Here is a 25,190-nt window from a genome sequence, read left to right on the forward strand (position 1 = left end):
AAAAACGGGCTGCCTTCGCATAGGCAGCCCGTTTTGTTTGGTGCCGCCCTTCCCGCGGCGGCGCCTCGAACAGCCAACGCCGCGGCAGAAGATCGCCGCCTACTGCTTCACCGGCCGCTTCGCCAACTTGCGCTGCAACGTGCGCCGATGCATGTTCAACGCGCGCGCGGTCGCCGAGATATTGCCGTTGTGTTCTGCGAGCACACGCTGGATATGCTCCCATTCGAGCCGCGCCACCGACAGCGGCTGCGGATGCTCGATCGCCTCCTCGGCCTGCAACGCGCTCGCCTCGCTTTGCAGCGCCGACAGGATCGTCTCGACGTTGGCGGGCTTTGCGAGATAGTTGTCGGCGCCGTCCTTGACCGCCTGCACCGCGGTGGCGATGCTCGCGTAGCCGGTCAGCACGAGCATGCGCGCATCGGGCTGCAGATCGCGTAACGGCGCGACGAGCGTCAGGCCGGAGTCGTTGCCGAGATGCAGGTCCACGGTGATCTCGCTGAACTTCTGCTGATTCGCGAGCCGGATCGCCTCGTCCGCGTTGTGTGCTTCGGTCACCGCGTAGCCGCGCCGCGTCAAGCCGCGCGCGAGGATGCCGGAGAACACTTCGTCGTCGTCGATCACCAGAAAATTCTTCTCGCTCATGCCTGTTTCTCCGTGTTGGATGGCGCGGCGCCATGTGGGCTCGCTCCGGAAATCTTGCGCGCGGCGAGCGGTAGTCGCAGCACCGCACGCGTGCCGCGCGGCCGTCCGCCGTTGGCGTCGGTCAGCTCGATCGATCCCTTCAGACGCGCCGCCGCCGAAAACGCCAGATACAGGCCGACGCCGTGACCGCCCTGTGTGCTCTCCACCGGCATCGCGCCGAGCGAGCCGCGCAGCGCGGCCGGAATGCCCGGACCGTGGTCACACACTTCGAACACGATCTGGTCGCCGCGTGGCGCGAGCACGCAGGACAGTGTCACGTGATCGCGGCTCGCGCGCGCGGCGTTGTCGAGCAGGATCGTCAGTATCTGGCTGACGGCCGCCGTGTCGTTGAGACTGACATCGGCGGGCGGTGTGCCAAGCCGCTCGAACTTCACGTGAGGATGGCGCAGGCGCCATTGCCCGGCAAATGATTCGAGCCATTCGTCGACCGGCTGGCGGTTCGTCGTGGTCGTTGCGCGGCTGCGCAACCGCGCGAGCGCCGAGGTGCACAGCATCATCTGCTGCTCGAGCAGCTCGAGATCGGCGCGGTAGGGGGCGAGTCCCGCGTCGGTCCGCGCCGCGTCGCGCAATTCTTCGGACAACATCGCGATTGTAGACAGAGGGGTGCCGATTTCGTGGGCCACGGTGGCCGCCTGCACGCCGAGCGCGACCGCCCGTTCGTCGTGGAGCAAGCGCTGCTGCGCTTCTCCAAGCGCTGCGTCACGTAGCCGCAGCGCTCGGGACATGCGCGCGACGAACCACGCAATCAGCCCCACGCTGACCATGAAGTTGACCCACATGCCCGCACGGTAGTAGTCGAACAGGTTGGCGGGATTCTCGAGATTGAGCGGCACGGAATCGAAACTGAGCATCGCGTAGCAGGCGACTGCGAACGCCGCGAGCCAGGCCATCAGATACCACGGCAGCACGGCCGCCGCGATCGCAAGCGATGGCAGGTACAGCGACACGAACGGGTTGGTGGTGCCGCCGGACAGGAACAGCAGCGCCGACAACGCCCCGAGATCGACCCAGATCTGCCCGAACAGCTCGAGGTTGGACTCGGGACGCTGCTGCGACACGCGCCACCACGTGAGCGCGTTGAACAGCACTTCGAGCCCGATCACGAGCAGCATCGCCGGCAACGGCAGATTGGCGCCGATGAAGATCTGCACGAACGCGATCGTCAGCAGCTGACCGATGATCGCGAGGCTGCGCAGCCAGAACAGATGACCGAGATTGACGCGGCCGGTGTTGGTTATACGGTGCATGACCCTAGTCTACCCGTTACGCCGCCGCGGCCCGAGCCAGTGGCGCCGCGGCAGATGAAGCCCGTTGCTTCGCCGCCGCGACCAAACTGCACCCGCTCGACGACGCCCGCCATTATTGCCCCACTCGACCCGGGAAACGCCGTCGCATAATTCCGCGCCGGCTACACGCTGCGGATGGCCTGCCGGCACGCCGACGCGATCGCGGCGGATCGGCAGCCGCGGTTCGGCGAATGGGAGTCGGCGCTGGAAGCGATTGTGCGCGATCTGCGGGCGCGGGTGGCGCAGCATCGCCGCGCGTCGGCGGTTTCTGATCGGCCCCCGGGCGAATCCGACCATCACGGCCGCTCATGCTCACTCGCCTCGTATGTCGCCTGTGCAATCTCCGCGGCCAGACACTCCGGGCACAGACACCGGCCGCCTGGCTTTAACCGCTCGACCGGTAGCGGCGGCAGCGCGCGGCACCAGCAGTTGGACGGCTCAGTCTGCATGCCGCAGTCGAAAGCATTGCCGCAGCGCGGACAGCGTGCGCTGCGTTCGGAGCGGGGGGAAGACGATTTCATCGCAGATCGGCGCTCAGGGCCGGGGACATTGATCAAGCCATGATGCCATGACTGACACGCTCAGGTGCAGTCGTCCGTTCGGCCAATGCACAGCCGTCACGCAAGTGCGTTACGCTTGCTGTTCGACACCCCCGCGGCCCGTCATGGTGCGGTACGCCAAGCCTGCACCGCCCGTCGCTCGCGCCGCGGCCGAAAACCCTGTTGCAGCGCGCCAGTCCTGTACAATTCGCGCTGTTTTAACTGTTCCGTGCCCGAGCCTGCCGCCATGTCCGAGCTTCCCGACCTCTCGCAGATTGCGCCCACCCTGAAAGCCGAAATTCTGGCCGAGGCGCTGCCTTACATCCGTCAGTATCACGGCAAGACCGTGGTCATCAAATACGGCGGCAACGCCATGACCGAAGAGCGTCTGAAGCAGGGCTTCGCGCGCGACGTGATTCTGCTGAAGCTGGTCGGCATCAACCCGGTCATCGTGCACGGCGGCGGTCCGCAAATCGACCAGGCGCTTAAGAAAATCGGCAAACAGGGCACGTTCATCCAGGGCATGCGCGTCACCGACGAAGAGACGATGGAAGTCGTCGAATGGGTGCTCGGGGGCGAGGTGCAGCAGGACATCGTGATGCTGATCAACCACTTCGGCGGCCACGCGGTCGGCCTGACCGGCAAGGATGGCGGCCTGATCCACGCGCGCAAGATGCTGATGCCGGATCGCGAAACTCCGGGCCAGTACGTCGACATCGGCCAGGTCGGCGAAGTCGAGTCGATCAACCCGGCGGTCGTGAAGGCGTTGCAGGACGACGCGTTCATTCCGGTCATCTCGCCGATCGGCTTCGGCGAAGACGGCCTGTCGTACAACATCAACGCGGATCTCGTCGCGGGCAAGCTGGCGGTCGTGCTGAACGCCGAAAAGCTCGTCATGATGACCAACATCCCCGGCGTGATGGACAAGGAAGGCAATCTGCTGACCGACCTGTCGGCGCGCGAAATCGACGGTCTGTTCGAAGACGGCACGATCTCCGGCGGCATGCTGCCGAAGATCTCGTCCGCGCTCGATGCGGCGAAGAGCGGCGTGCGCTCGGTGCACATCATCGACGGCCGCATCGAGCACTCGGTGCTGCTCGAAATTCTGACCGAACAGCCGTTCGGCACGATGATCCGCTCGCATTGATCGTTGCGGCATCCCCGGCACAGGGGTTGCGTCCGAGCGGCGCGACGCCTGTGCCCCACCTCGCGGCCGGCAGTCCATGCGCGCCCCCGAGCGTTGATGCGGCAATCTCTGCGCATCCGCAGCATGAAACGCCCGTCAGCGGGTGAAGAAATCCACCATGCGCACCCCCTCTTCGCTGCGCCGCCGTCCTGACCTCGCAGGCGGCAAGCCCGTCTGGCTGTTCGATCTCGACAACACGCTGCACCGCGCGTCACATGCCATTTTCCCCGCGATCAATCGCGGCATGACCCAGTACATCATCGACGCGCTGCAAGTCGACATCGACGAAGCCAACCGTCTGCGCACCGGCTACACGCTGCGCTACGGCGCAGCACTGCTCGGTCTCACGCGCCACCATCCGCTCGACGCGCACGACTTCCTGAAGGTCGTGCACACGTTCCCCGACCTCTGCTCGATGATCCGCCACGAGCGCGGCGTTGCGCGTCTGATCGCGGCGCTGCCGGGCCGCAAGATCGTGCTGACCAACGCGCCCGAAACCTACGCGCGCGCAGTGCTCGCCGAGTTGCGCATCGAGCGGCTATTTGAGCGCGTGATCGCGATCGAGCACATGCGCGATCGCCGCCGATGGCGCGCGAAGCCCGATCACGCGATGCTGCGCCGCGCGATGCGCGACGCGCACGTGTCGCTGAAAGACGCGATCCTCGTCGAGGACACGCGTTCGCACCTGAAAAACTATCGACGGCTCGGCATCCGCACCGTGTGGATCACCGGGCACCTGCCGCGCAAGCCGCACGCGGACGGTGTACCGACGCGCCTGCCGGGCACCGGCCGGCCGCATTATGTCGACCGCAGCATTCGTTCGCTAAAATCGCTACGACTGGGCACGCGCTCGGTTCGATGGAAGGGACGCAAGCCGGGACAGTAGGGACGAAAGCCGCCAACGACATCAGCCGGGGGACCACAGCCATGCAGCCGATCGACAAGCCTGACGAAACCTCAGCCGCAGCCTCCCCCGCGGCGCCGGCCGCCACACGCTCGCCGCGTCCGAAGCCGGGCGAGCGTCGCGTGCACATCCTGCAGACGCTTGCCAGCATGCTCGAGGCGCCGAAGCGCGAGAAGGTCACCACGGCGGCGCTCGCCGCCCGGCTCGGTGTGTCGGAAGCCGCGCTGTATCGCCATTTCGCCAGCAAGGCGCAGATGTTCGAAGGGCTGATCGAGTTCATCGAGCAGACGCTGTTCGGCCTCATCAACCAGATCACCAATCACGAAAACAACGGCGTGCTGCAGGCGCGCGCGATCGCGCTGATGCTGCTCAACTTTCCCGCGAAAAATCCCGGCATGACGCGCGTGCTGACCTGCGAGGCGCTGATCGGCGAGCACGAGCGACTCACCGAGCGCGTGAACCAGATGCTCGAGCGCGTCGAGGCATCGCTGAAGCAGTGCTTGCGGCTCGCGCAGACCGAAGCGCTTGCCCGTGCGGATAACGACGTCACAGGCAACGCCGGCCCGCAGACCGCACCGCAATCCACTGCGTTGCCTGCCGACTACGATCCCGCCATTCGCGCGAGCCTGGTGGTGAGCTATGTGATCGGCCGCTGGCATCGCTATGTGCGCAGCGGTTTCGCGCGGCCGCCTGCCGAACACGCGGACGAGCAATTGCTGCTGATTCTTCAGTAGTCCGCGAGGACTCGCACCCTTCGCGCGGCATCGCCCGTGCCGCTGCCGCGCGGAATTTTCCGCTATACTTTGCGCCTGATGTTGCCGCGGCCTTCCGATGCATAACGGACCGCGCCAAGGCATCCCGAAACACGTTGCACCCGGTTTCACACCCCTTCACGCGCCGATTTGCTGACTCGATTGCGGGCGCGCGAACCCTTGGCCCCAGGCCCGCGGTTCACTATAAATGCGGCTAAAGAGGTCGTCAGCTGCGCACACCGTCCTTCTCTTCGTGCTTCGCCGACGCCGTTTAGCCGCCCTGTTGACTCAATGGCGGAATGAATGGAATCCATCGGCATCGTCGCTCCCCAAAAAATGCATTTCACCGAGCCGCTGCCATTGCGCAACGGCAGCTCGCTCGCAGGCTACGACCTGATGGTCGAGACCTACGGCACGCTCAATGCCGCGCGCAGCAATGCGGTGCTCGTGTGCCACGCGCTGAACGCATCGCATCACGTGGCGGGCGTGTACGCCGACGATCCGAAGGACATCGGCTGGTGGGACAACATGGTCGGCCCGGGCAAGCCGCTCGATACCGACAAATTTTTCGTGATCGGCGTGAACAACCTCGGCTCGTGCTTCGGCTCGACCGGGCCGATGAGCATCGACCCCGCGACCGGCAAGCCGTATGGCGCGACCTTTCCGGTCGTCACCGTCGAAGACTGGGTCAACGCTCAGGCGCGCGTCGCCGACGGGTTGGCCATCACGCGCTTCGCCGCCGTGATGGGCGGCAGTCTCGGCGGCATGCAGGCGCTCGCGTGGAGCATGATGTATCCGGAGCGGGTCGCGCATTGCATCGTGGTCGCATCGACGCCGAAACTGTCCGCGCAGAACATCGCGTTCAACGAGGTCGCACGCTCGGCGATCCTGTCAGACCCCGACTTCCACGGCGGCAACTACTACGCGCACGGCGTGAAACCGAAGCGCGGCCTTCGCGTCGCGCGGATGATCGGCCACATCACGTATCTGTCGGACGACGACATGGCCGAAAAATTCGGCCGCTCGCTGCGTCGCGCGGAAGGCGCGCTCGATGACTACAACTTCAGCTTCGACGTCGAATTCGAAGTGGAATCGTATCTGCGCTATCAGGGCGACAAGTTCGCCGACTACTTCGACGCGAACACCTACCTGCTGATCACGCGCGCGCTCGACTACTTCGATCCGGCCAAGGCCTTCGACGGCGATCTGACCGCCGCGCTAGCGCACACCACCGCGAAGTATCTGATCGCGAGCTTCTCGACCGACTGGCGTTTCGCGCCGGCACGCTCGCGCGAACTGGTGAAGGCGCTGCTCGACCACAAGCGCACGGTCACCTATGCGGAGATCGACGCGCCGCACGGCCACGACGCCTTCCTGCTCGACGATGCGCGCTATCACAACCTGCTGCGCGCCTACTACGAACGCATTGCAAACGAGGTCAACGCATGAACCAGCGAGCACTTGATTACCTGGCATTGCGCCCGGACTTCCGCGCGATCGCCCGCTGGGTCGAACCGCGCGCGACCGTGCTCGATCTCGGCTGCGCGGACGGCTCGTTGCTGTCGCTGCTGAACGAAGAACTGGACGTGCAGGGCTACGGCATCGAGATCAACGACGCCGGCGTGCTCGCCGCGACGCAGAAGGGCGTCAACGTGATCCAGCAGAATCTCGAAGACGGCCTGCGCCTGTTCGAAGACGGCAGCTTCGATTTCGCGGTGCTGTCGCAGACGCTGCAGACGATTCATCAGACCGCGGCGATCCTGCGCGAGACGGTGCGCGTCGGCAAGCAATGCATCGTGTCGTTTCCGAATTTCGGCTATTGGGCGCATCGGCTGTCGGTATTGCAGGGGCGTATGCCGGTGTCGAAGTCGCTGCCTTATCAATGGCACAACACGCCGAACGTGCGTGTGCTGACGATCAAGGACTTCGAAGCGCTCGCGCCCGAAGTCGGCATCGAGATTCTCGATCGCGTCGTGCTGCATGACGGACAGGTGGTGCGTTGGGGCGTGAACTGGCGTGGTAGTCTTGCGGTCTATCGCGTCAAGAAAAGCTAACGTCACTTATCCACATGTCGAACCCGCCGCACGAGGCGCCCGCACTTACCGCTCACGAAGAACATCCCGGCTGGCGCGCGTTTTTGAATACGCGCATGCTGATTTGCGTCTTTCTCGGCTTCACGTCGGGATTGCCGCTGTTTACGCTCGTCTACCTCGTGCAGGCGTGGCTGCGCTCGGAAGGCGTCAATCTGAAGGAAATCGGCCTCTTCGCGCTGATCCAGTTTCCGTACACCTGGAAATTCGTCTGGGCACCGCTGATGGACCGCTACGTACCGCGCGTGCCCGGTTGGCGGCCCGGCAGACGGCGCGGCTGGATGCTCGTCACGCAATTGCTCGTGGCCGGCGCGATGGCGACGCTCGGTTTCGTGTCGCCACGCGAATCGATCTGGACCGTCGCCGCGCTGACCGCTCTGGTCGCGTTCTTCGGCGCGAGCTCCGACATCGTGATCGACGCGTACCGGCGTGAATTGCTCAGCGACACGCAGCAGGGCCTCGGCAACGCGGTGCACGTGAACGCGTACAAGATCGCGGCGCTCGTGCCCGGTTCGCTCGCGCTGATTTTGTCCGATCATCTGCCGTGGAGCACCGTCTTCATCGTGACGGCCGCGTTCATGCTGCCGGGCGTTCTGATGACGCTGGTCGTGCGCGAGCCCGAGGTGCACGGCGAGCCGCCGAAGAATCTGCGCGAGGCGATCGTCGAGCCGTTCAGGGAATTCATTCAGCGCGACGGCTGGCGCACTGCCCTTTTCGTGCTCGGCTTCATCTTCCTGTACAAGCTCGGCGATACGATGGCGACCACGCTGTCCACGTCGTTCTTCCTCGACATCGGTTTTTCGCGCACGCAGATCGGCGTGATCGCCAAGACCACGGCGTTCGGCGCGAGTCTCGCGGGCGGCATCGTCGGCGGGATCTGGCTGATGAAGATCGGCATCGGCCGCGGCTTGTGGATCTTCGGTTTGCTGCAGATCGTGTCGACGCTCGGCTTCGCGTGGCTCGCGCATCTCGGCCCGGACTCGCCCGGACTTGCCGCGATTTACAACATTGCCGTCGCACTGAGCCAGGGGACGACGAAGCTGCTGTCGTTCGTCGGCATCGACTGGAGCGTGCAGCTCGATCCACGCTCGGTCGCGCTCGCGCTCGTGTACGGCTTCGAGACCTTCGCCACCGGTCTCACGATGGCCGCGTTCACCGCGTATATCGCGAGCACCACCGATCCGCGCTACACCGCGACGCAGTTCGCGCTGTTCACGAGCCTCGCGTCGGTGCCGCGCACGCTCGCGTCGGCGGCGAGCGGCTATGTGGTCGCGCGGATGGGCTGGTTCGACTACTTCATCCTCTGCACCGCGCTCGCGGTGCCCGGCATGCTGCTACTGGTGCGTATCGCGCCGTGGAGGGACCGGTCGTGAAGGTACCGCTTCCGACCCGCGCGCGCCGCACCGCACTCGGCGCCGTAAGCGTCCTCGGTTGCGCGAGCGTCGCGCTGGCGATGCCGGCGGGCGCCTATGCGGCCGGCACGCCGGCGATTGGCGCCAGCCCGGTGAGCGGCGCGCAAGCGCCCGCGCCGGCCGCCGCCGCCGCCGCGACCACCAGCGGTGCGACGCCCAACCCAGCCCCGATGCCTGCGGCCAGGTCCGCGACCAGCGGCACCAGCGCCGCGGAAAACGCGACTTCGGCTGCAGCCGGCAACAGCGGCAACAACAGCGCCGGCGGTGCCAATCCTGGCGCGAATAACAGCACCGGTGCCAACGCCGGTGCCCCGGGCACGCCCAGCGCTAGCGGTAGCGCTCCGGGCGCCGCTACTTCCGGCTCCGCGCCGCAGCCCGCGCACGCCCCCGCCACCGCCAAAGCGCCCGCCGCGGCATCGGCCCCCGCGGCCGTCCCGCCGCCCTACTACGTGAGCCCGCAACTGCGCTACGGTGGCTACATGGTGTTCCGCAACCTGATCCCGTCGTCGATGCTCGAGGCGCAGGCCGCCGAGGAGTTCAACCAGATCGTCTACGGCGCCAGCCACGCGAACCGCCTGTACGGCGAGACGGACGCGCGCGTGACGCGCGTGCGCTCGATCATCGACCGGATGATTCCGTACTCGTTGAAATGGAACGAGCGAGCCAAGCTCTGGAAGTGGGAAGTCGCGGTGGTGCGCTCGAACGACATCCGCATGTACTGCCTGCCGGGCGGCAAGATCGTCGTCTATAGCGGGATTCTCGATCGCGTCCGCCTGAACGACGACGAGGTCGGCATGCTGATCGGCCATGAGATCGCGCACGCGTTGCGCGAGCACGCGCGCATGCGGCTCGGTCAGTTGCAGGCGAGCCAGCTCGATTCGTCCGGCACGATTCCGCAACTGTTCGGCCTCGCCGATCTGGGCATGGCGCCGCTCGGCATCGGTTCGCGTCTGCTGGAAATGAAGTACGAGAGCACCGACGAAACCGAAGCCGACGTGATTGGCAGCGATATCGCGTCGCGCGCCGGCTTCGATCCGCGCGCGGCGGTCACGCTGTGGGATAAGCTCGCGCAGGCGACGCGCGGCAGTCGCAAGCAGGGCTTCATCTACGTGCACCCGTACACGCCGGCGCGCCGCGACGACATCATGAAGCGGCTGCCGGACATGCTGCCGCTGTACGCGAAGGCAATCGGCAAGAGCGTCGACGAGTTGCCCGATTATGCAGGCATCGGTCGGCCGACCCGCAAGCCTGCGCGCGACTGATACCCCGGTTCTACGACTGCCGGCGGGCCACGGCGCTGCACGCGTCGCGGCCGGTGGGCTTACTTTTTGACCTTATGGTCGTAGTCGACGGTCAGCGGCGCATGGTCGCTGAACTTGATGTCGCGGAACACGTCGGTGCGCTTCGCCTTGCTTGCGATGCCCGGCGTCGCGATCTGGTAATCGATCCGCCACCCGACGTTCTTCGCATACGCCTGACCGCGATTGCTCCACCACGTGTACTGCTCGGGCCGCTGGTCGAGTGTGCGGAACACGTCCACATAACCGACTTCGTCGAACAGTTTGTCGAGCCATGCGCGCTCTTCGGGCAGGCAGCCCGAATTCTTCTGGTTGCTCTTCCAGTTCTTGATGTCGATTTCCTTGTGCACGATGTTCACGTCGCCGCACACGATCACCTCGCGCTCCTTCGCCAGCTCGGCGAGATGCGGCATGAACTCGTCCATGAAACGGAACTTGGCCTGCTGGCGCTCGTCGCCGCTCGACCCCGACGGCACATACACCGAGACCACCGACAGCTTGCCGAAACGCAACTCGACATAGCGCCCTTCCGGGTCGAACTCCTCGCTGCCGAAGCCGATGACCACTTCGTCCGGCTCATGCCGCGTATAGACGCCCGCGCCGCTATAACCCTTTTTTACCGCATGCTGGAAATAGCCGGTGAAATCGTGCGGCGCCATGAACTCCGGCGTCATGTCGTCCTGCGAGCATTTGATTTCCTGCACGCAAAGCACGTCGGCGCCCTGTTCGCCGAACCAGTCGAAAAAGCCCTTCTTCGCCGCCGAGCGGATGCCGTTGAGGTTGGCGGTAATCACACGCAACATGTCTTTCCTCTTTTGTTCGATTCGTTTCTGAAGCCAAGGGGCAAGGCCGCGTTCACTCGACCTTGACGCCCTTCAGCGATTCCTTGGCCGGCGGATATTCGAGCTTTAGCGCGTCGAGCGTGCGCAGCAGCAGTTCGGCGACCATCACGTTGCGATGCGTCTTCGAGTCGGCCGGAATCACGTACCACGGCGCGTATTCGGTCGACGTCGCGGCCAGTGTGTCGCGATACGCGGACTGATACGCGTCCCACTGCTTGCGCGCTTCGAGATCCGACACGTCGAATTTCCAATGCTTCAGCGGATCGTCGATGCGCTCCTGCAAACGCACACGCTGCTCGTCCCTTGAAATGTGCAGCATGCACTTGAGAATCGTCGCGCCGCTGTCGGCGAGCATCTCCTCGAACTGACGGATGTGGCGGCACCGCTGCTGGAACGCCGCGGCGTCGAGCGCGCCCAGCACGGTCGGCACGAGCAGGTCTTCGTAGTGACTGCGGTTGAAGATCGTCAGCTCGCCGGCCGCGGGTGCCTGCGAATGCACGCGCCACAGGAAGTCGTGCGCGAGTTCGACGGGCGTCGGCGCCCTGAACGGCACGATGCGCAAGCCGAGCGGATCGACTTCGTGAAATACCGCGCGGATCGTGCCGTCCTTGCCGCTCGTGTCCATGCCTTGCAGCACTAGCAGAACGCGGCGCTTGCGCTGCGCGTGCAGCCGCTCCTGCAGGTTGTCGAGCAGCAGGCCTACTTCCGACAGACGCGCGCGGTCAGCGTCTTTCGAGCCGCTCGAAAACGGCTTCGCCTTCGGATCGAAATGGTCGAGCGAGAAGTGGTTTTTTTTCTTGCCGTCGTCGAAATACGGCACGCGGAAATCGTCGAGATCGGGTTGCTTTGTCATGCATACACTCCAAGGTCTACGCTTACCTACGCTTAACCGGCTGAAGCGAGTCCGCAAAATAAAACGGGCCGTTGCCCTGCTTCGATCCGGCAACGGCCCGTGGTGACACGGGCGCGATCACGCCCGGCCCGCGGCACTTCAACTCAGGACAACTTCTTCTTGAGCAATTCATTGACCTGAGCAGGGTTGGCCTTACCCTTGGTTGCTTTCATCGCCTGGCCGATCAGCGCGTTGAACGCCTTTTCCTTGCCGGCGCTATATTCGTCGACCGACTTCTGGTTCGCGGCGAGCACTTCGTCGATGATCGCTTCGAGCGCGCCGGTGTCCGAAATCTGCTTCAAGCCTTTCGCCTCGATGATGCGGTCGGCGGCGGCTTCGTCGGTGGCCTTCTCTTCCCAGATCGCGAGGAAGATTTCCTTCGCGATCTTGTTCGAGATCGTACCGTCGGCAATACGTTGCAGAACCAGCGCCAGCTGCGCGGCCGAGACCGGGCACGCGGCAATGTCGAGGCCTTCGCGGTTGAGCTGCGACGACACTTCACCCATCACCCAGTTCGCCGCGACCTTCGCGTTGGCCGCACCGAACTTGGCGACTACCGCTTCGTAGTAAGCGGCCGTCGCCTTGCTCGAGGTCAGCAGGTTCGCGTCGTACGGCGTGAGTCCGTACTGCGACACGAAGCGCCGCTGGATCGCTTCCGGCAGTTCCGGCATCTCGCTCTTCACGCGCTCGACCCACGCGGCGTCGATCACGAGCGGCATCAGGTCGGGGTCGGGGAAATAGCGGTAGTCATGCGCGTCTTCCTTGCTGCGCATCGAACGCGTCTCGCGCTTGTCCGGATCGTACAGACGCGTTTCCTGCACCACCGTGCCGCCGTCTTCGATCAGCTCGATCTGGCGACGCACTTCGTACTGGATCGCTTCTTCGAGGAAGCGGAACGAGTTCAGGTTCTTGGTCTCGGTGCGCGTGCCGAATTCCTTCTGGCCGACCGGACGCACCGACACGTTCGCGTCGCAGCGAAACGAGCCTTCCTGCATGTTGCCGTCGCAGATGCCAAGCCACACGACGAGCGTGTGCAGCGACTTCGCGTAGGCAACGGCCTCGGCCGCGCTGCGCATTTCCGGCTCGGTGACGATTTCGAGCAGCGGCGTGCCGGCGCGATTCAGGTCGATGCCGGTCATGCCCGCGAAGTCTTCGTGCAGCGACTTGCCCGCGTCTTCCTCGAGGTGGGCGCGCGTCAGGTTGACGGTTTTCTCGTACGCTTCCTTGCCCGCCTTTTCATTGGCCGGCACCTGGATCGTCACCTGACCGCCCTGCACGACGGGAATTTCGTACTGGCTGATCTGGTAGCCCTTCGGCAGGTCCGGGTAGAAATAATTCTTGCGCGCGAAGATGCTGCGCGGCGCCACCGTTGCGCCGATCGCGAGGCCGAACTGAATGGCGCGTTCGACCGCGCCGCGGTTCATCACCGGCAGCGTGCCCGGCAAGGCCAGATCGACGGGGCTGGCCTGCGTGTTCGGCGCGGCGCCGAATTGGGTCGCGGTGCCCGAGAAGATTTTCGAATGCGTCGACAACTGCGTGTGGGTCTCCAGACCGATCACGACTTCCCATTGTTTGGTCATGGTGCTCACACTCCTGCCGGTGCCTGACGGTGCCAGTCGGTCGCGCGCTGGAACGCGTCGGCCACCTGCAGCATCCGGGCTTCGTTGAAATAGTTGCCGATGATCTGCAGACCGACCGGACGCTGCGCATTCGCGCCCGCGCCGAAACCGCACGGCACGCTCATGCCAGGCAGGCCGGCGAGGCTCACCGACAGCGTATAGATGTCGGCCAGATACATCTGCACCGGATCGTCGCCCTTCGCGCCGATGTCCCACGCCACCGACGGCGCGACCGGTCCCATGATCACGTCGCACTGCTTGAACGCTTGCTGGAAGTCCTGCGCGATGATGCGGCGGATCTTCTGCGCCTGCAGGTAGTACGCGTCGTAGTAGCCGTGCGACAGCACGTAGGTGCCGACCAGAATGCGGCGCTTCACTTCCGGGCCGAAGCCTTCGGCGCGCGACTTCTTGTACATGTCGAGCAGATCGCGGTACTCGGCCGCGCGATGGCCAAACCGCACGCCATCGAAACGCGACAGGTTCGACGATGCTTCGGCCGGCGCGATCACGTAGTAGACCGGGATCGACAGTTCGGTCTTCGGCAGCGACACCTCGACGAGCGTCGCGCCGAGCGCTTCGTACTGCTTCAAGGCGGCGTCGATCGACGCGCGCACGTCGTCGGCGAGACCGGGGCCGAAATACTCCTTCGGCAGGCCGATGCGCAGACCGGCGAGCGGCTTGTCCGTGCCGCCGTCCTGCCACGACTTGCCGAGATAGCGCGTGTAGTCCTCGCGCTCGTGCGAGAGGCTCGTCGAATCGCGCTCGTCGAAGCCGGCCATCGCGTTGAGCAGCGTCGCGCAGTCCGCGGCGCTTTGCGCCATCGGGCCGCCCTGGTCGAGCGACGACGCGAACGCGATCATGCCGTAGCGCGACACCCGGCCGTACGTCGGCTTGATGCCGGTGATGCCCGAGAACGACGCCGGCTGGCGGATCGAGCCGCCGGTGTCGGTGCCGGTCGCGGCGGGCGCGAGACGCGCGGCCACGGCGGCAGCCGAGCCGCCCGACGAACCGCCCGGCACGGCCTTGCGGTCCCACGGATTCTGCACGGCGCCGAAATACGAATTCTCGTTGGACGAACCCATCGCGAACTCGTCCATGTTGGTCTTGCCCACGCACACCATGCCGGCGTTCTGCAGACGCGCGACCACGGTCGCGTCGAACGGGCTTTCGTAGTTCGCGAGCATCTTCGAGCCGGCCGTGGAGCGCCAGCCCTTCGTGACGAACACATCCTTGTGCGCGATCGGCAGGCCGACCAGCGGGCCCGCATGGCCCGTGTGCAGCAGCGCGTCGGCGGCTTTCGCCTGCGCGAGCGTCAGTTCCGGATCGACCTGAATGAACGCGTTCAGGCTATTGGCCGCGTCGATCCGCTTCAGGTACAGCTGCGCCAGTTCGACTGCGGAGCATTCCTTGGCCGCGAGCGCGGCGCGCAGTTCGCTCAAACTTTTTTCATGCATTGCGTTTTATCCTGGAAAGCGCGGCAGCGTGGTCACGCCGCCGTGGAGGCCTTCGGTTGCCCGTCGGCAGACCGGTCCGGCAAGGTTCGCGGCGAGGACGCGCGTCTGGACCACGGAGGCTCGCGCCGACGCCAGACCCGGGGTCTGCCCGGCGGGTCTTATTCGATCACCTTCGGCACGAGGTACAGGCCGTCCTGAACGGCCGGCGCGGGGCGCTGGAAAGCCTCGCGCTCGACCGTCTCCGTGACGGCGTCGTCACGCAGACGCAGCGCGACGTCTTCGATCTGCTCGATCGGGTGGGCAAGCGGCGCGATGCCGGTGGTATCGACCGCCTGCATCTGCTCGACGAGGCCGAAAAAATCATTGAGCTGGGCACGCGTGTGCTCGGCGTCGGCATCGGCCAGTTCGAGTCGCGCGAGATGCGCGATGCGTTTTACATCGGTCAGGGTCAGAGCCATGCAGTCACCGGAAAGGGTGGAATGTCACAACAGTTAAAAAGTCGCGTTGTAACAGCGGGTTACGACAAGATAGGACAATCCTGAAAAAGGAGCGGCAATGACAAAATGTGCGCTCCGTTTCCTTCAAAACATCCAAAATTATAAGGTATCATTACGCGTTCGACCCAAACCCGGACCGACTTACCAAGGCCTTGCGGACAATTCCAAGAACGTCCGGCGCTTTCCGCCCTGGCTTTGCAACGGCCTCCGGTAGACTCCCCCGCGGCTTCAAGTTCATGTGGCGTCGCTACCGCCCGGTTGAAGCTGTTATTTTTCCGCTGCCGCCCTACGCATACGGTGCGAGGCCCGGCCCCCAGCGAGACAGGATTTTGAATGTTCGGTTTTTTGCGCAGCTACTTCTCTAACGATCTGGCGATTGACCTCGGCACCGCCAACACCCTTATCTACATGCGCGGCAAGGGCATCGTTCTCGACGAACCGTCGGTCGTGTCGATCCGCCAGGAAGGCGGCCCCAACGGCAAGAAGACCATTCAGGCAGTCGGCAAGGAAGCCAAGCAGATGCTCGGCAAGGTGCCGGGCAACATCGAGGCGATCCGCCCGATGAAAGATGGCGTGATCGCCGACTTCACCGTCACCGAGCAGATGATCAAGCAGTTCATCAAGACTGCTCACGAATCGCGCATGTTCTCGCCGTCGCCTCGGATCATCATCTGCGTGCCGTGCGGTTCGACCCAGGTCGAGCGTCGCGCGATCAAGGAAGCCGCGCACGGCGCGGGCGCCTCGCAGGTGTATCTGATCGAAGAACCGATGGCTGCCGCGATCGGCGCGGGCCTGCCGGTGTCGGAAGCAACGGGTTCGATGGTCGTCGACATCGGCGGCGGCACGACAGAAGTCGGCGTGATCTCGCTCGGCGGCATCGTGTACAAGGGCTCGGTGCGCGTCGGCGGGCGACAAGTTCGACGAAGCGATCGTCAACTACATCCGCCGCAACTACGGCATGCTGATCGGCGAACAGACCGCCGAAGCCATCAAGAAGGAAATCGGCTCCGCGTTCCCGGGCTCCGAGGTCAAGGAAATGGAAGTGAAGGGCCGCAATCTGTCGGAAGGCATTCCGCGCAGCTTCACGATCTCCAGCAACGAAATCCTCGAAGCGCTGACCGATCCGCTGAACCAGATCGTGTCGTCGGTGAAGATCGCACTGGAACAGACGCCGCCGGAACTCGGCGCGGACATCGCCGAGCGCGGCATGATGCTGACCGGCGGTGGCGCGCTGCTGCGCGACCTCGATCGCCTGCTCGCCGAAGAAACCGGCCTGCCGGTGCTCGTCGCCGAAGACCCGCTGACCTGCGTCGTGCGCGGCTCGGGCATGGCGCTCGAACGCATGGACAAGCTCGGCAGCATCTTCTCGTACGAGTAAGCGAGCCTTCCTCCCATGTCAGTAGCGCGGATCTGGCACACGGCCCCTTGCGGGCCGCTTTGTCGTTGGCTGGGCCGACCAGCCTCCGCTCGCTGACCGCGCGCGCCTTGCGCGTCGCCGTCTCACCCAACCGCTCACGCCCCCGGCGCCGACCATGGAATACAGTCCGCCGCCCCTGTTCAAGCAAGGCCCCTCCGCTCTGGCCCGACTGGTGTTCTTCGTCGTGCTGGCGCTCGCCCTGCTGATCTCCGATGCCCGCTTCCAGACGCTCGAAATCGTCCGCGGCGTGCTCGGCGCGGGTCTTTATCCTTTGCAGCGCGCAGCGCTCGTGCCGCGCGACATCTTCATGGGCGCCGCCGACCTCGCCGTGACGAGCGCCACGCTGCGCGACGAGAACGCGAAGCTGCGCGCGAAGGATCTGCGGCTGTCGCAGCAGGCCAATCTGGCCGCGTCGCTCGCCGCCGAAAATGGCCATCTGCGCGCGCTGATGCAACTGTCGCAGAGCCTCACCACGCAATCGCTGCCCGCCGAAATCCAGTACGACACGCGCGATCCGTTCACGCAGAAGGTCGTGATCGGACGCGGCGCGCAGCAAGGCATCCAGAACGGCTCGCCGGTCGTCGACGAAGATGGCGTGATCGGCCAGGTCACACGGGTGTTCCCGCTGCAGGCCGAAGTCACGCTGCTGACGGACAAGGACCAGGCGGTGCCGGTCGAAATTCTGCGCACCGGCTTGCGCAGCGTGATCTACGGTACGCCGAAGGGCGACACGCTCGATCTGCGCTTCGTGCCGATCAGCGCCGACGTCCAGACCGGCGACGAGCTCGTCACGAGCGGCCTCGACGGCGTGTATCCGCCGGGGCTGCCGGTCGCGAAGGTCGTGCGCGTCGACAAGCAGGCCGACACCGCGTTTGCGCGCGTAGTCAGTCTGCCGGTCGCCGCGGTGCGCGGTGCGCGTCAGGTGCTCGTGCTGCACGTCCAGAACAACGCGCCGCCGCGCCCGGCGGACGAACCCGACGCGGCAACCGTCGCGAAGGAAGCGAAAGCGAAGAAGGGCGCCAAAGCAGCGGACGGCAAGGGCGCGGCGGACAAATCCGCCGCCAGGCCAGCCGACAGGAACGCCGCCGACAAAGCGGCGACCGAAAAGCCCGCAGCCAAATCCGTGGAAAAGGCGCCGGGCAAAGCTGCGGCCGACAAGAAGTCCGACAAGCCCGCAGCCGACAGGAAAGCCGAAAAGCCGGCCGCCGCGAAGAATGTGAAGCCGCAAGCCGAGCCGGGGGCTCAGCCATGAATCGCCCGCAATACATCCTGCAGCCTGTCAACCCGTACTTCATCGCGTTCAGCCTCGCTTCCGCGTTCCTGCTGAACCTGATGCCGTGGGGGCGTCTCGCCGGCGTGCCCGATTTCGTCGCACTCGTGCTGCTGTTCTGGAATGTCCATCAGCCGCGCAAGGTGGGCATGGGCATCGCGTTTCTGCTCGGTCTGCTGATGGACGTGCACAACGCGAGCCTGCTCGGCGAGCACGCGCTCGCCTACACGCTGCTCTCGTACGGCGCGATCACGATTCACCGCCGCGTGCTGTGGATGTCGCTCGGCGTGCAAATGTTCGCGGTGATGCCGCTGCTCGTCGTCGCGCAACTGGTGCCGTTCGTGATCCGGTTGTTGACCGGCGCGGCGTTTCCGGGCTGGAGTTATCTGATCGACGGTTTCGTCGAAGCGGCGCTATGGCCGGTCGCCAGCATCTTGCTGCTGATGCCGCAGCGCCGCCCCGCCGACCCGGACGATACTCGCCCCATTTGATCCCGCATCGGGCCCACCGGCCGCGGCCAGTTTGGGCGCACACTCTTGATGGCCGCATGCCGGCCTTTTGCAGAATCGCATGACCGAATTCAAGGACACTCAACAGCAGCTCACGAAATTCCGCCTGCGCGTCGCGGCGGCGGGCCTGTTCGTGTTTGTCTGCTTCGGGCTGATCGGCTTCCGCTTCCTGTTCCTGCAGGTCTGGCACTACAGCAAGTACTCGCTGCAAGCCGATGAAAACCGCATCTCCGTCGCGCCGATCGTGCCGAACCGCGGCATCATCACCGACCGGAACGGCGTCGTGCTCGCGAAGAACTACTCGGCCTATACGCTTGAAATCACCCCGTCGAAGCTGAACGACACGCTCGATAACGTGATCGACAACCTCGCCACCGTCGTGTCGATCGATGCGCGCGACCGTCGCCGCTTCAAGAAGCTGCAGGAAGACTCGAAGAACTTCGAAAGTCTGCCGATCCGCACGCGCCTGACCGACGACGAAGTCGCGCGCTTCACCGCGCAGCGCTTCCGCTTCCCTGGCGTCGAAGTGCGCGCGCGGCTGTTCCGCCAGTACCCGCTCGGGCCGACCGCCGCGCACGTGATCGGCTACATCGGACGGATTTCGCAACGCGACCAGGACCGCATCGACGACGCCAGCGATCAGAATGACAGCGATCCGGATCACTACGATCCGCGTCTTGACGCGAACAACTACAAGGGCACCGATTACATCGGCAAGATCGGCGTCGAGCAGAGCTACGAGACCGAGCTGCACGGCCAGACCGGTTTCGAGGAAGTCGAGGTGACGGCGGGCGGCCGCCCGGTGCGTACGCTGTCGCGCACCCAGGCGACCCCGGGCAACAACCTCGTGCTGTCGCTCGACATCGGCCTTCAGCAGGTCGCCGAGCAGGCGTTCGCCGGACACCGCGGCGCGCTCGTCGCGATCGAGCCGTCCACCGGCGACGTGCTCGCATTCGTGTCGGCGCCGAGCTTCGATCCGAATTCCTTCGTCGACGGCATCGACCAGCAGAGCTGGGACGAGCTGAACAACTCGCCCGACCATCCGCTCCTGAACCGGCCGCTGCACGGCACCTATCCGCCGGGCTCGACCTACAAGCCGTTCATGGCGCTCGCCGCGCTGACGCTGCACAAGCGCACGCCGAGCTGGGGCTTCCAGGACCCCGGTTACTACACGTTCGGCGGCCACACGTTCCGCAACGACGTGCGCTCGGGCCAAGGCTGGATCGACATGAACCGCGCGATCGTCGTGTCGAACGACACGTACTTCTACATGCTCGCTCACGATCTCGGCGTCAACAACATCGCGAACTTCATGAAGCCGTGGGGCTTCGGGCAGATCACCGGCATCGACATCGCTGGCGAAGCGAAGGGCATCCTGCCGTCGACCGACTGGAAGCGCCACGCGTACCGCCGCCCCGAGCAGCAGAAGTGGTACGAAGGCGAAACGGTCAGCCTCGGCATCGGCCAGGGCTACAACTCGTTCACGATCCTGCAGCTCGCCCATGCCACCGCAACGCTCGCGAACAACGGCGTCGTGATGAAGCCGCACCTCGTGCGCGACATCGAGAATCCGATCACGAAGGACACGCGGCCGGTGGTGCGCGATCCGAGCGACAAGATCGCGGTCAAGCAGCAGGACATCGACTTCATCAAGCGCGCGATGGAAGGCGTGGTCACGAACGGCACGGCGGCCAAAGTATTCGCGGGCGCGCCATATCAGGCGGCCGGCAAGACCGGTACCGCGCAGGTGTACTCGCTGCAAGGCGCGAACTACAAAGGTCACGCGGTTGCGGAGAATTTGCGCGATCACGCGCTGTTCATCGCCTTCGCGCCGGCCGATCAACCGAAGATCGCACTCGCGCTGGTCGTCGAAAACGGCGGTTGGGGCGCGGAGGCGGCCGGTCCGATCGCGCGCAGGGTGCTCGACTATTACCTGGTCGGCAAGAACAAGCCCGGTGCGGAAGAAGCGGCGGTCGCGGTAGCGGCATCGACCACGCTCGAAGCATCCGCGCCGCAGGTCGGCGATACGCCTGCATCGCATGATGGCGCTCAGCCGCTCAAGATTGCGGCGGGCTTCAAGGCACTGCCGATGCCAGGGGCGGCGGCTGCCGCGATGGCCTCCGGTGCGTCGGCGGCTGTTGCGGCTTCGGGCGCGAATGGCGCGTCTGCGCCGGTGACGGCGTCGGCTGGCGCGGCGGCAACGGTGCCGGCCAGCGCGCCGGCAGCGGCTTCGGCCACCGCAGCGCGCGCGGCCTCGGCGGCGAAGCCGGCATCGGCTTCGTCCGCGGCAAAGAAATCCGCGTCGCGTACGTCCGGCGCCCCGCACCAGCCCCGTCCGGCAAGCGAGCCGGCGCCGAGCGTCGCGGCACCATCGCGCGAGGACAGCTTCCAAGGCGCGTCGCCGCGCCAGCCGGCCGCCGGCGGCATCGACGAATAAGGAGAAAGGCATGCAATTCGACAAGCGCGCCTGGCTCGAGCGCATCAAGCGGATGTTCGTAGGCTTCGACCGTCCGCTCGCACTGATCGTGTTTCTGCTGCTGTGCGTCGGCATCGTCACGCTGTACAGCGCGACGCTCGATATGCCGGGCCGTGTCGAAGACCAGTTGCGCAACATCCTGCTCACCTTCGTGCTGATGTGGGGACTCGCCAATGTGCCGCCCAATACGCTGATGCGCTTCGCGGTCCCGCTCTACGCGTTCGGGATCGCGCTACTGGTCGCGGTCGCTATGTTCGGCCTTACGCGCAAGGGCGCGAAGCGCTGGATCAACGTCGGCGTGGTGATCCAGCCATCGGAAATCATGAAGATCGCCACACCGCTGATGCTCGCCTGGTACTACCAGCGCCGCGAAGGCGTGATGCGCTGGTACGACTACCTGGTCGGCTTCGTGATCCTGATCGTGCCGGTCGGCCTGATCGCGAAGCAGCCCGACCTCGGCACGGCCGTGCTCGTGTTCGCGGCCGGCCTGTTCGTGATTTACTTCGCGGGGCTGAGCTTCAAGCTGATCGTGCCGGTGCTGATCGCGGCCGTGATTGCGGTTGCGTCGATCTCGGCGTTCCAGGACAAGATCTGTCAGCCCGAAGTGCAGTGGCCGCTGATGCACGACTACCAGAAGCACCGCATCTGCACGCTGCTCGATCCGACCTCGGACCCGCTCGGCAAAGGCTTCCACACGATTCAAGCGGTGATCGCGATCGGCTCGGGCGGCCCGCTCGGCAAGGGTTGGCTGAAGGGTACGCAGGCGCATCTGGAGTTCATCCCCGAGAAGCACACCGACTTCATCTTCGCGGTGTTTTCGGAAGAGTTCGGTTTGGCAGGCGGAATCGTGCTGCTCACGCTGTACATGCTATTGATCGCGCGCGGGCTCTACATCGCGGCCAACGGCGCGACATTGTTCGGGCGATTATTGGCCGGCTCGTTGACGATGGCGTTCTTCACGTACGCGTTCGTCAATATCGGCATGGTGAGCGGGATTCTGCCGGTGGTCGGCGTGCCGTTGCCGTTCATGAGTTACGGTGGCACCGCGCTGACTACATTGGGCGTCGCGATCGGGCTGATCATGAGCGTCGCGCGACAGAAGCGGTTGATGCAGAGCTAACCCGTAGCTAGCGGCACGCTAGCAAACGACAATGCAAAAAAGGGCGCTCGTTGCGAGCGCCCTTTTGCTTTATTGCTGCTTCATTACTGCGGCTTCACTTCCTTCTGATCGCGCAGCTGCGCGCTCAACTGCTGATACTTCAGGCGCGCGGCCGGATCGCCCTGCGCCGCCGCGGCCGCGTAATATGCGCGCGCCACATTCAGATTCCGGTCGACGCCATCGCCGCCACGCTCGTAGAACGAGCCGGTCACATACTGCGCGGTCATGTCGCCGCCCTGCGCCGCTTTCTTGTACCAGACGAACGCCTGCTTGTTGTCACGCTCGGTACCGCGTCCGTCGAGGAACTGATTCGCGAGCGCGAGCTCCGCCTGCACATGGCCCTGCGCGGCCGCCTTCATGAACCAGCGATGCGCCTCCACCGGATCGCGCTCGACGAACTCGCCATCGTCGTACATCTTGCCGTACACGTATTGCGCGTGCGACATGTTCGCGTCGGCGGCCTTACGCAGCCACTTCTTGCCTTCGTCGACGTTGACCGGCGTGCCTTCGCCGTTGAGCAGCATCATCGCGTAGTTGAACTGCGCGAGCCGGCTGCCGCGCTCGGCGGCCTGGCGGAATTCGCTCAGCGCCGCGCCAAGATTGCCGGCGTTGTAGTCGGCCACCGCGGATTGCGTCTGCGGATCGTTCGCCTTGGCGACGTGATCCTGTGCATACGCGGCGTTCCACGCGCCAGTCGCGAGCAGCGCCACCGCCATGGTCACTTGCGCGGTCACTCGCGGGATCATCCGCCCGGCGTCCCTCTGCACTCTGCCGTTCATGACCTCACCTCCTGTAATGCCTGGCGCGTCGCGCGCAACATCCAGATCACGTCGGCGGCTAGCGCGACGAAGCGAAAACCGGCGTCGCGATGCTGCCGCGCGCTCGCCACGTCCATCGCGAAGATGCCGGCGGCAATGCCGGCTTTGTCCGCCGCGCTGACGATACGCGCCATCGCCGCCTGCACGTCCGCGTGTTTCGCGTCGCCGAGATGACCAAGGCTCGCGGCCAGATCGGCCGGCCCGACGAACAGGCAATCGACGCCCGGCGTCGCCGCGATCTGCTCGACCTCCCGCAAGCCGCGCGCCGATTCGATCTGCACAATCGTCGCGATCTGTGCGTTGGCCGTCTGCACGTAATCACGCCGCATGCCGTAACCGGCCGCGCGCACGACGCCCGCGACGCCGCGCAGGCCGTCGAGCGCCTCGGCGGTCGGATATTGGGTGAGCCGCACGGCGCGTGCCGCGTCTTCAGCGGATTCGATGTTCGGGAACATCAGCGTGCGCGCGCCGGCGTCGAGCACGCGCTTGACGAGCCACGGCTCGCTCGCGGGCACCCGCACCACCGGCTCGCTCGGCAGATGGGCGGCGGCAATCGCGCGCAATTGCGACTCGACGCCGCCGCTATCGTTGGGCGCGTGCTCCATGTCGATCAGCAGCCAGTCGAAGCCGGCGTGCGCGAGTGCTTCCGCGGCGGCCTCGCTGCCGAGCGACAACCACAGCCCGATCAGCGGCGCGTTGTCCTTCAGACGTTGTTTGAGGGAGTTGGTGAAGGTGCTCATCGGCTGGCCTCGCGCAAGTTTGCAATGCGAAGCGGGGCCAGATAGTGGATCAGACAGGCACCGGGGCGCTGACGGCCTCGTTGCCTGCTGCGACGCGATGCGGTGACCGGCATGTCTCGCTCCGTGTGTTGGTCGGAACGATCATACCGTGACAATAACGCGAGAGTTCGTTCGCGCGGCGGGGCGTGGATTCAGGTGGGAAGCGAGTCGCGGACCACCTCGGCCCAGCAATTCGGCGTCTCGTACAGACGCACTTTGTGCAGGCGCAGGTTCACGCCGTAGTGCGCGTCGTAGACGTTCGCGAGAATGTCGAACGCAACCGCGGCGAGGTTTTCGACGGTCGGAATGCGATCGATCACGACCGTCTTGTGATCCGCCATGCTGTCGAGGAAGCCACGCACCTGCGTGTCGCCTTCGTAGACGAGAAACGCGTGGTCCCACTTGTCGACCAGGTGCTCGTTGGCGAGCGACTTCACGTCGGCAAAGTCCATCACCATGCCGCGATCGGGCGCGCCTTCGGTGTCGACCAGATCGCCTAGCAGCGTGATTTCGAGCACGTAGCGATGGCCGTGCAGATTACGGCACTGGCTGCGGTGATCGGGAATGCGGTGGCCCGCGTCGAATTCGAGTTTTCGGGTAATCGTCAGCACGGCAAATCAGGGAATGTTCAGATACTTGTGAGTCTGCATCGACAGGCGCCACTGCGGATGACGTTTGCACCAGTCGATCGCGAGCTTCGTGTTGATGTCGCGCGACGGGCCGTCCATCGGCTGGACGAGGAAATACTCGAAGTCGAGCTTGGCGTAGTCGTCGAGGCGCTGGTTGTCCTGCGGGATCACGACCTTCAGTTCGTTGCCCTTCGTCACGACGAGCGGCGCGTCGGCCTTCGGGCTCACGCAGATCCAGTCGATCGTGTCGAGCACCGGCAGCGAGCCGTTGGTCTCGATCGCGATCTCGAAGCCGGCCGCGTGCAGCGCGTCGACGAGCGGCTGATCGAGCTGCAGCATCGGCTCGCCGCCAGTGCACACGACGAAGCGTTCGCCCTCGCCTTGCGGCCATTGCGACGCGATCATCGCGACCAGTTCGTCAGGTGTGCGGTACTTGCCGCCGTTCTCGCCGTCGGTGCCGACGAAGTCGGTGTCGCAGAAACGGCAGACGGCGTCCGCGCGATCCTCTTCGCGGCCGGACCACAGATTGCAGCCCGCGAAACGGCAGAACACGGCCGGCCGCCCGGCATTCGCGCCCTCGCCCTGCAACGTGTAGAAAATTTCCTTGACCGCGTACGTCATGCTGCTTTCTGTCCTGTGTTCCTGAATCAACGATGCTCA

The 25,190-nt window shown here is 65.0% G+C and carries 23 protein-coding genes and 1 pseudogene; 12 read left to right on the plus strand and 12 right to left on the minus strand.

The features are described from left to right. Nucleotides 1-99: 99 nt before the first annotated feature. The 3 genes from OKW38_RS18295 to OKW38_RS18305 all read right to left on the minus strand — a co-directional run bounded on the left by OKW38_RS18295 (nt 100) and on the right by OKW38_RS18305 (nt 2,509). Nucleotides 100-642: a response regulator transcription factor gene (locus OKW38_RS18295; RefSeq protein ID WP_429362585.1), complete on the minus strand. Its 543-nt coding sequence runs from the start codon at nt 640-642 to the stop codon at nt 100-102. Then, nucleotides 639-1,949: an ATP-binding protein gene (locus OKW38_RS18300; RefSeq protein ID WP_429335582.1), complete on the minus strand. Its 1,311-nt coding sequence runs from the start codon at nt 1,947-1,949 to the stop codon at nt 639-641. Before OKW38_RS18300 ends, OKW38_RS18295 begins: the two co-directional genes overlap by 4 nt. A gap of 335 nt (nt 1,950-2,284) precedes the next feature. Continuing rightward, nucleotides 2,285-2,509 carry a cysteine-rich CWC family protein gene (locus OKW38_RS18305; protein ID WP_429335581.1) on the minus strand — a complete coding sequence of 75 codons (225 nt, stop codon included), beginning with the start codon at nt 2,507-2,509 and terminating at the stop codon, nt 2,285-2,287. 265 nt (nt 2,510-2,774) lie between these two features. On the opposite strand from OKW38_RS18305, the gene argB reads away from it, so the two are divergent. The 7 genes from argB to OKW38_RS18340 all read left to right on the plus strand — a co-directional run bounded on the left by argB (nt 2,775) and on the right by OKW38_RS18340 (nt 10,133). Next, nucleotides 2,775-3,674 (plus strand): acetylglutamate kinase, encoded by a 900-nt coding sequence (gene argB / locus OKW38_RS18310; RefSeq protein ID WP_018419098.1) that lies wholly within the window; start codon nt 2,775-2,777, stop codon nt 3,672-3,674. A 157-nt stretch (nt 3,675-3,831) separates the two neighbouring features. Beyond that, entirely contained in the window at nt 3,832-4,599 is a 768-nt protein-coding gene (locus OKW38_RS18315; protein ID WP_429362586.1) for a pyrimidine 5'-nucleotidase, read from the plus strand. Between the two features lie 41 nt (nt 4,600-4,640). Next, the gene (gene slmA / locus OKW38_RS18320; RefSeq protein WP_187628401.1) at nt 4,641-5,351 is read left to right on the plus strand and encodes a nucleoid occlusion factor SlmA; all 711 of its coding nucleotides are present in this window, start codon (nt 4,641-4,643) and stop codon (nt 5,349-5,351) included. Nucleotides 5,352-5,672: 321 nt separating this feature from the next. Next, entirely contained in the window at nt 5,673-6,818 is a 1,146-nt protein-coding gene (gene metX / locus OKW38_RS18325; RefSeq protein ID WP_429335578.1) for a homoserine O-succinyltransferase MetX, read from the plus strand. After that, entirely contained in the window at nt 6,815-7,423 is a 609-nt protein-coding gene (gene metW / locus OKW38_RS18330; RefSeq protein WP_090802214.1) for a methionine biosynthesis protein MetW, read from the plus strand. Before metX ends, metW begins: the two co-directional genes overlap by 4 nt. A gap of 14 nt (nt 7,424-7,437) precedes the next feature. Further along, the gene (locus OKW38_RS18335) at nt 7,438-8,832 is read left to right on the plus strand and encodes an AmpG family muropeptide MFS transporter (RefSeq protein ID WP_429362588.1); all 1,395 of its coding nucleotides are present in this window, start codon (nt 7,438-7,440) and stop codon (nt 8,830-8,832) included. Then, nucleotides 8,814-10,133, plus strand: coding sequence for a M48 family metallopeptidase (locus OKW38_RS18340; RefSeq protein WP_429362590.1), 1,320 nt, complete (start codon nt 8,814-8,816; stop codon nt 10,131-10,133). The genes OKW38_RS18335 and OKW38_RS18340 overlap by 19 nt, the downstream gene beginning before the upstream one ends. Before the next feature lie 59 nt (nt 10,134-10,192). Here OKW38_RS18340 and OKW38_RS18345 read toward each other — a convergent pair whose 3' ends face one another. The 5 genes from OKW38_RS18345 to gatC form a co-directional block, all read right to left on the minus strand. After that, nucleotides 10,193-10,972 carry an exodeoxyribonuclease III gene (locus OKW38_RS18345; RefSeq protein WP_090802219.1) on the minus strand — a complete coding sequence of 260 codons (780 nt, stop codon included), beginning with the start codon at nt 10,970-10,972 and terminating at the stop codon, nt 10,193-10,195. Between the two features lie 52 nt (nt 10,973-11,024). Then, a complete protein-coding gene (locus OKW38_RS18350; protein ID WP_429362592.1) occupies nt 11,025-11,864 on the minus strand; it encodes a PPK2 family polyphosphate kinase in 840 nt (279 codons plus the stop codon). A 143-nt stretch (nt 11,865-12,007) separates the two neighbouring features. Then, complete coding sequence (gatB, locus tag OKW38_RS18355) at nt 12,008-13,483, minus strand: Asp-tRNA(Asn)/Glu-tRNA(Gln) amidotransferase subunit GatB (RefSeq protein ID WP_429362594.1); 1,476 nt, start codon at nt 13,481-13,483, stop codon at nt 12,008-12,010. 5 nt (nt 13,484-13,488) lie between these two features. Next, the gene (gatA, locus tag OKW38_RS18360) at nt 13,489-14,976 is read right to left on the minus strand and encodes an Asp-tRNA(Asn)/Glu-tRNA(Gln) amidotransferase subunit GatA (protein ID WP_187612098.1); all 1,488 of its coding nucleotides are present in this window, start codon (nt 14,974-14,976) and stop codon (nt 13,489-13,491) included. A gap of 158 nt (nt 14,977-15,134) precedes the next feature. Beyond that, nucleotides 15,135-15,434, minus strand: coding sequence for an Asp-tRNA(Asn)/Glu-tRNA(Gln) amidotransferase subunit GatC (gene gatC / locus OKW38_RS18365; RefSeq protein WP_018419087.1), 300 nt, complete (start codon nt 15,432-15,434; stop codon nt 15,135-15,137). A 372-nt stretch (nt 15,435-15,806) separates the two neighbouring features. Between gatC and OKW38_RS18370 the strand changes: the two are divergent. The 5 genes and pseudogenes from OKW38_RS18370 to rodA all read left to right on the plus strand — a co-directional run bounded on the left by OKW38_RS18370 (nt 15,807) and on the right by rodA (nt 22,265). After that, a pseudogene (locus tag OKW38_RS18370) lies at nt 15,807-16,851 on the plus strand (rod shape-determining protein). Between the two features lie 154 nt (nt 16,852-17,005). Next, complete coding sequence (mreC, locus tag OKW38_RS18375) at nt 17,006-18,142, plus strand: rod shape-determining protein MreC (protein ID WP_187612099.1); 1,137 nt, start codon at nt 17,006-17,008, stop codon at nt 18,140-18,142. Continuing rightward, nucleotides 18,139-18,651, plus strand: a complete 513-nt coding sequence (gene mreD, locus OKW38_RS18380) for a rod shape-determining protein MreD (protein ID WP_090802227.1) — start codon at nt 18,139-18,141, stop codon at nt 18,649-18,651. Before mreC ends, mreD begins: the two co-directional genes overlap by 4 nt. A 79-nt stretch (nt 18,652-18,730) precedes the next feature. Beyond that, nucleotides 18,731-21,106 (plus strand): penicillin-binding protein 2, encoded by a 2,376-nt coding sequence (mrdA, locus tag OKW38_RS18385; protein WP_429362596.1) that lies wholly within the window; start codon nt 18,731-18,733, stop codon nt 21,104-21,106. Nucleotides 21,107-21,116: 10 nt separating this feature from the next. Then, nucleotides 21,117-22,265, plus strand: coding sequence for a rod shape-determining protein RodA (gene rodA, locus OKW38_RS18390; protein WP_429362598.1), 1,149 nt, complete (start codon nt 21,117-21,119; stop codon nt 22,263-22,265). An 83-nt stretch (nt 22,266-22,348) separates the two neighbouring features. Here the strand turns inward: rodA and OKW38_RS18395 are convergent, their stop codons facing one another. The 4 genes from OKW38_RS18395 to queE form a co-directional block, all read right to left on the minus strand. Then, nucleotides 22,349-23,050 carry a tetratricopeptide repeat protein gene (locus tag OKW38_RS18395; RefSeq protein ID WP_429363784.1) on the minus strand — a complete coding sequence of 234 codons (702 nt, stop codon included), beginning with the start codon at nt 23,048-23,050 and terminating at the stop codon, nt 22,349-22,351. A 29-nt stretch (nt 23,051-23,079) separates the two neighbouring features. Then, nucleotides 23,080-23,862, minus strand: a complete 783-nt coding sequence (locus OKW38_RS18400; RefSeq protein ID WP_090802233.1) for an HpcH/HpaI aldolase family protein — start codon at nt 23,860-23,862, stop codon at nt 23,080-23,082. 191 nt (nt 23,863-24,053) lie between these two features. Further along, nucleotides 24,054-24,509 (minus strand): 6-carboxytetrahydropterin synthase QueD, encoded by a 456-nt coding sequence (gene queD, locus OKW38_RS18405; protein ID WP_090805502.1) that lies wholly within the window; start codon nt 24,507-24,509, stop codon nt 24,054-24,056. Between the two features lie 9 nt (nt 24,510-24,518). Continuing rightward, a complete protein-coding gene (queE, locus tag OKW38_RS18410; protein ID WP_184060905.1) occupies nt 24,519-25,151 on the minus strand; it encodes a 7-carboxy-7-deazaguanine synthase in 633 nt (210 codons plus the stop codon). Between the last annotated feature and the right edge of the window lie 39 nt (nt 25,152-25,190).

This window comes from Paraburkholderia sp. MM5496-R1 (genome assembly GCF_050436205.1).
Classification (GTDB): domain Bacteria; phylum Pseudomonadota; class Gammaproteobacteria; order Burkholderiales; family Burkholderiaceae; genus Paraburkholderia; species Paraburkholderia tuberum.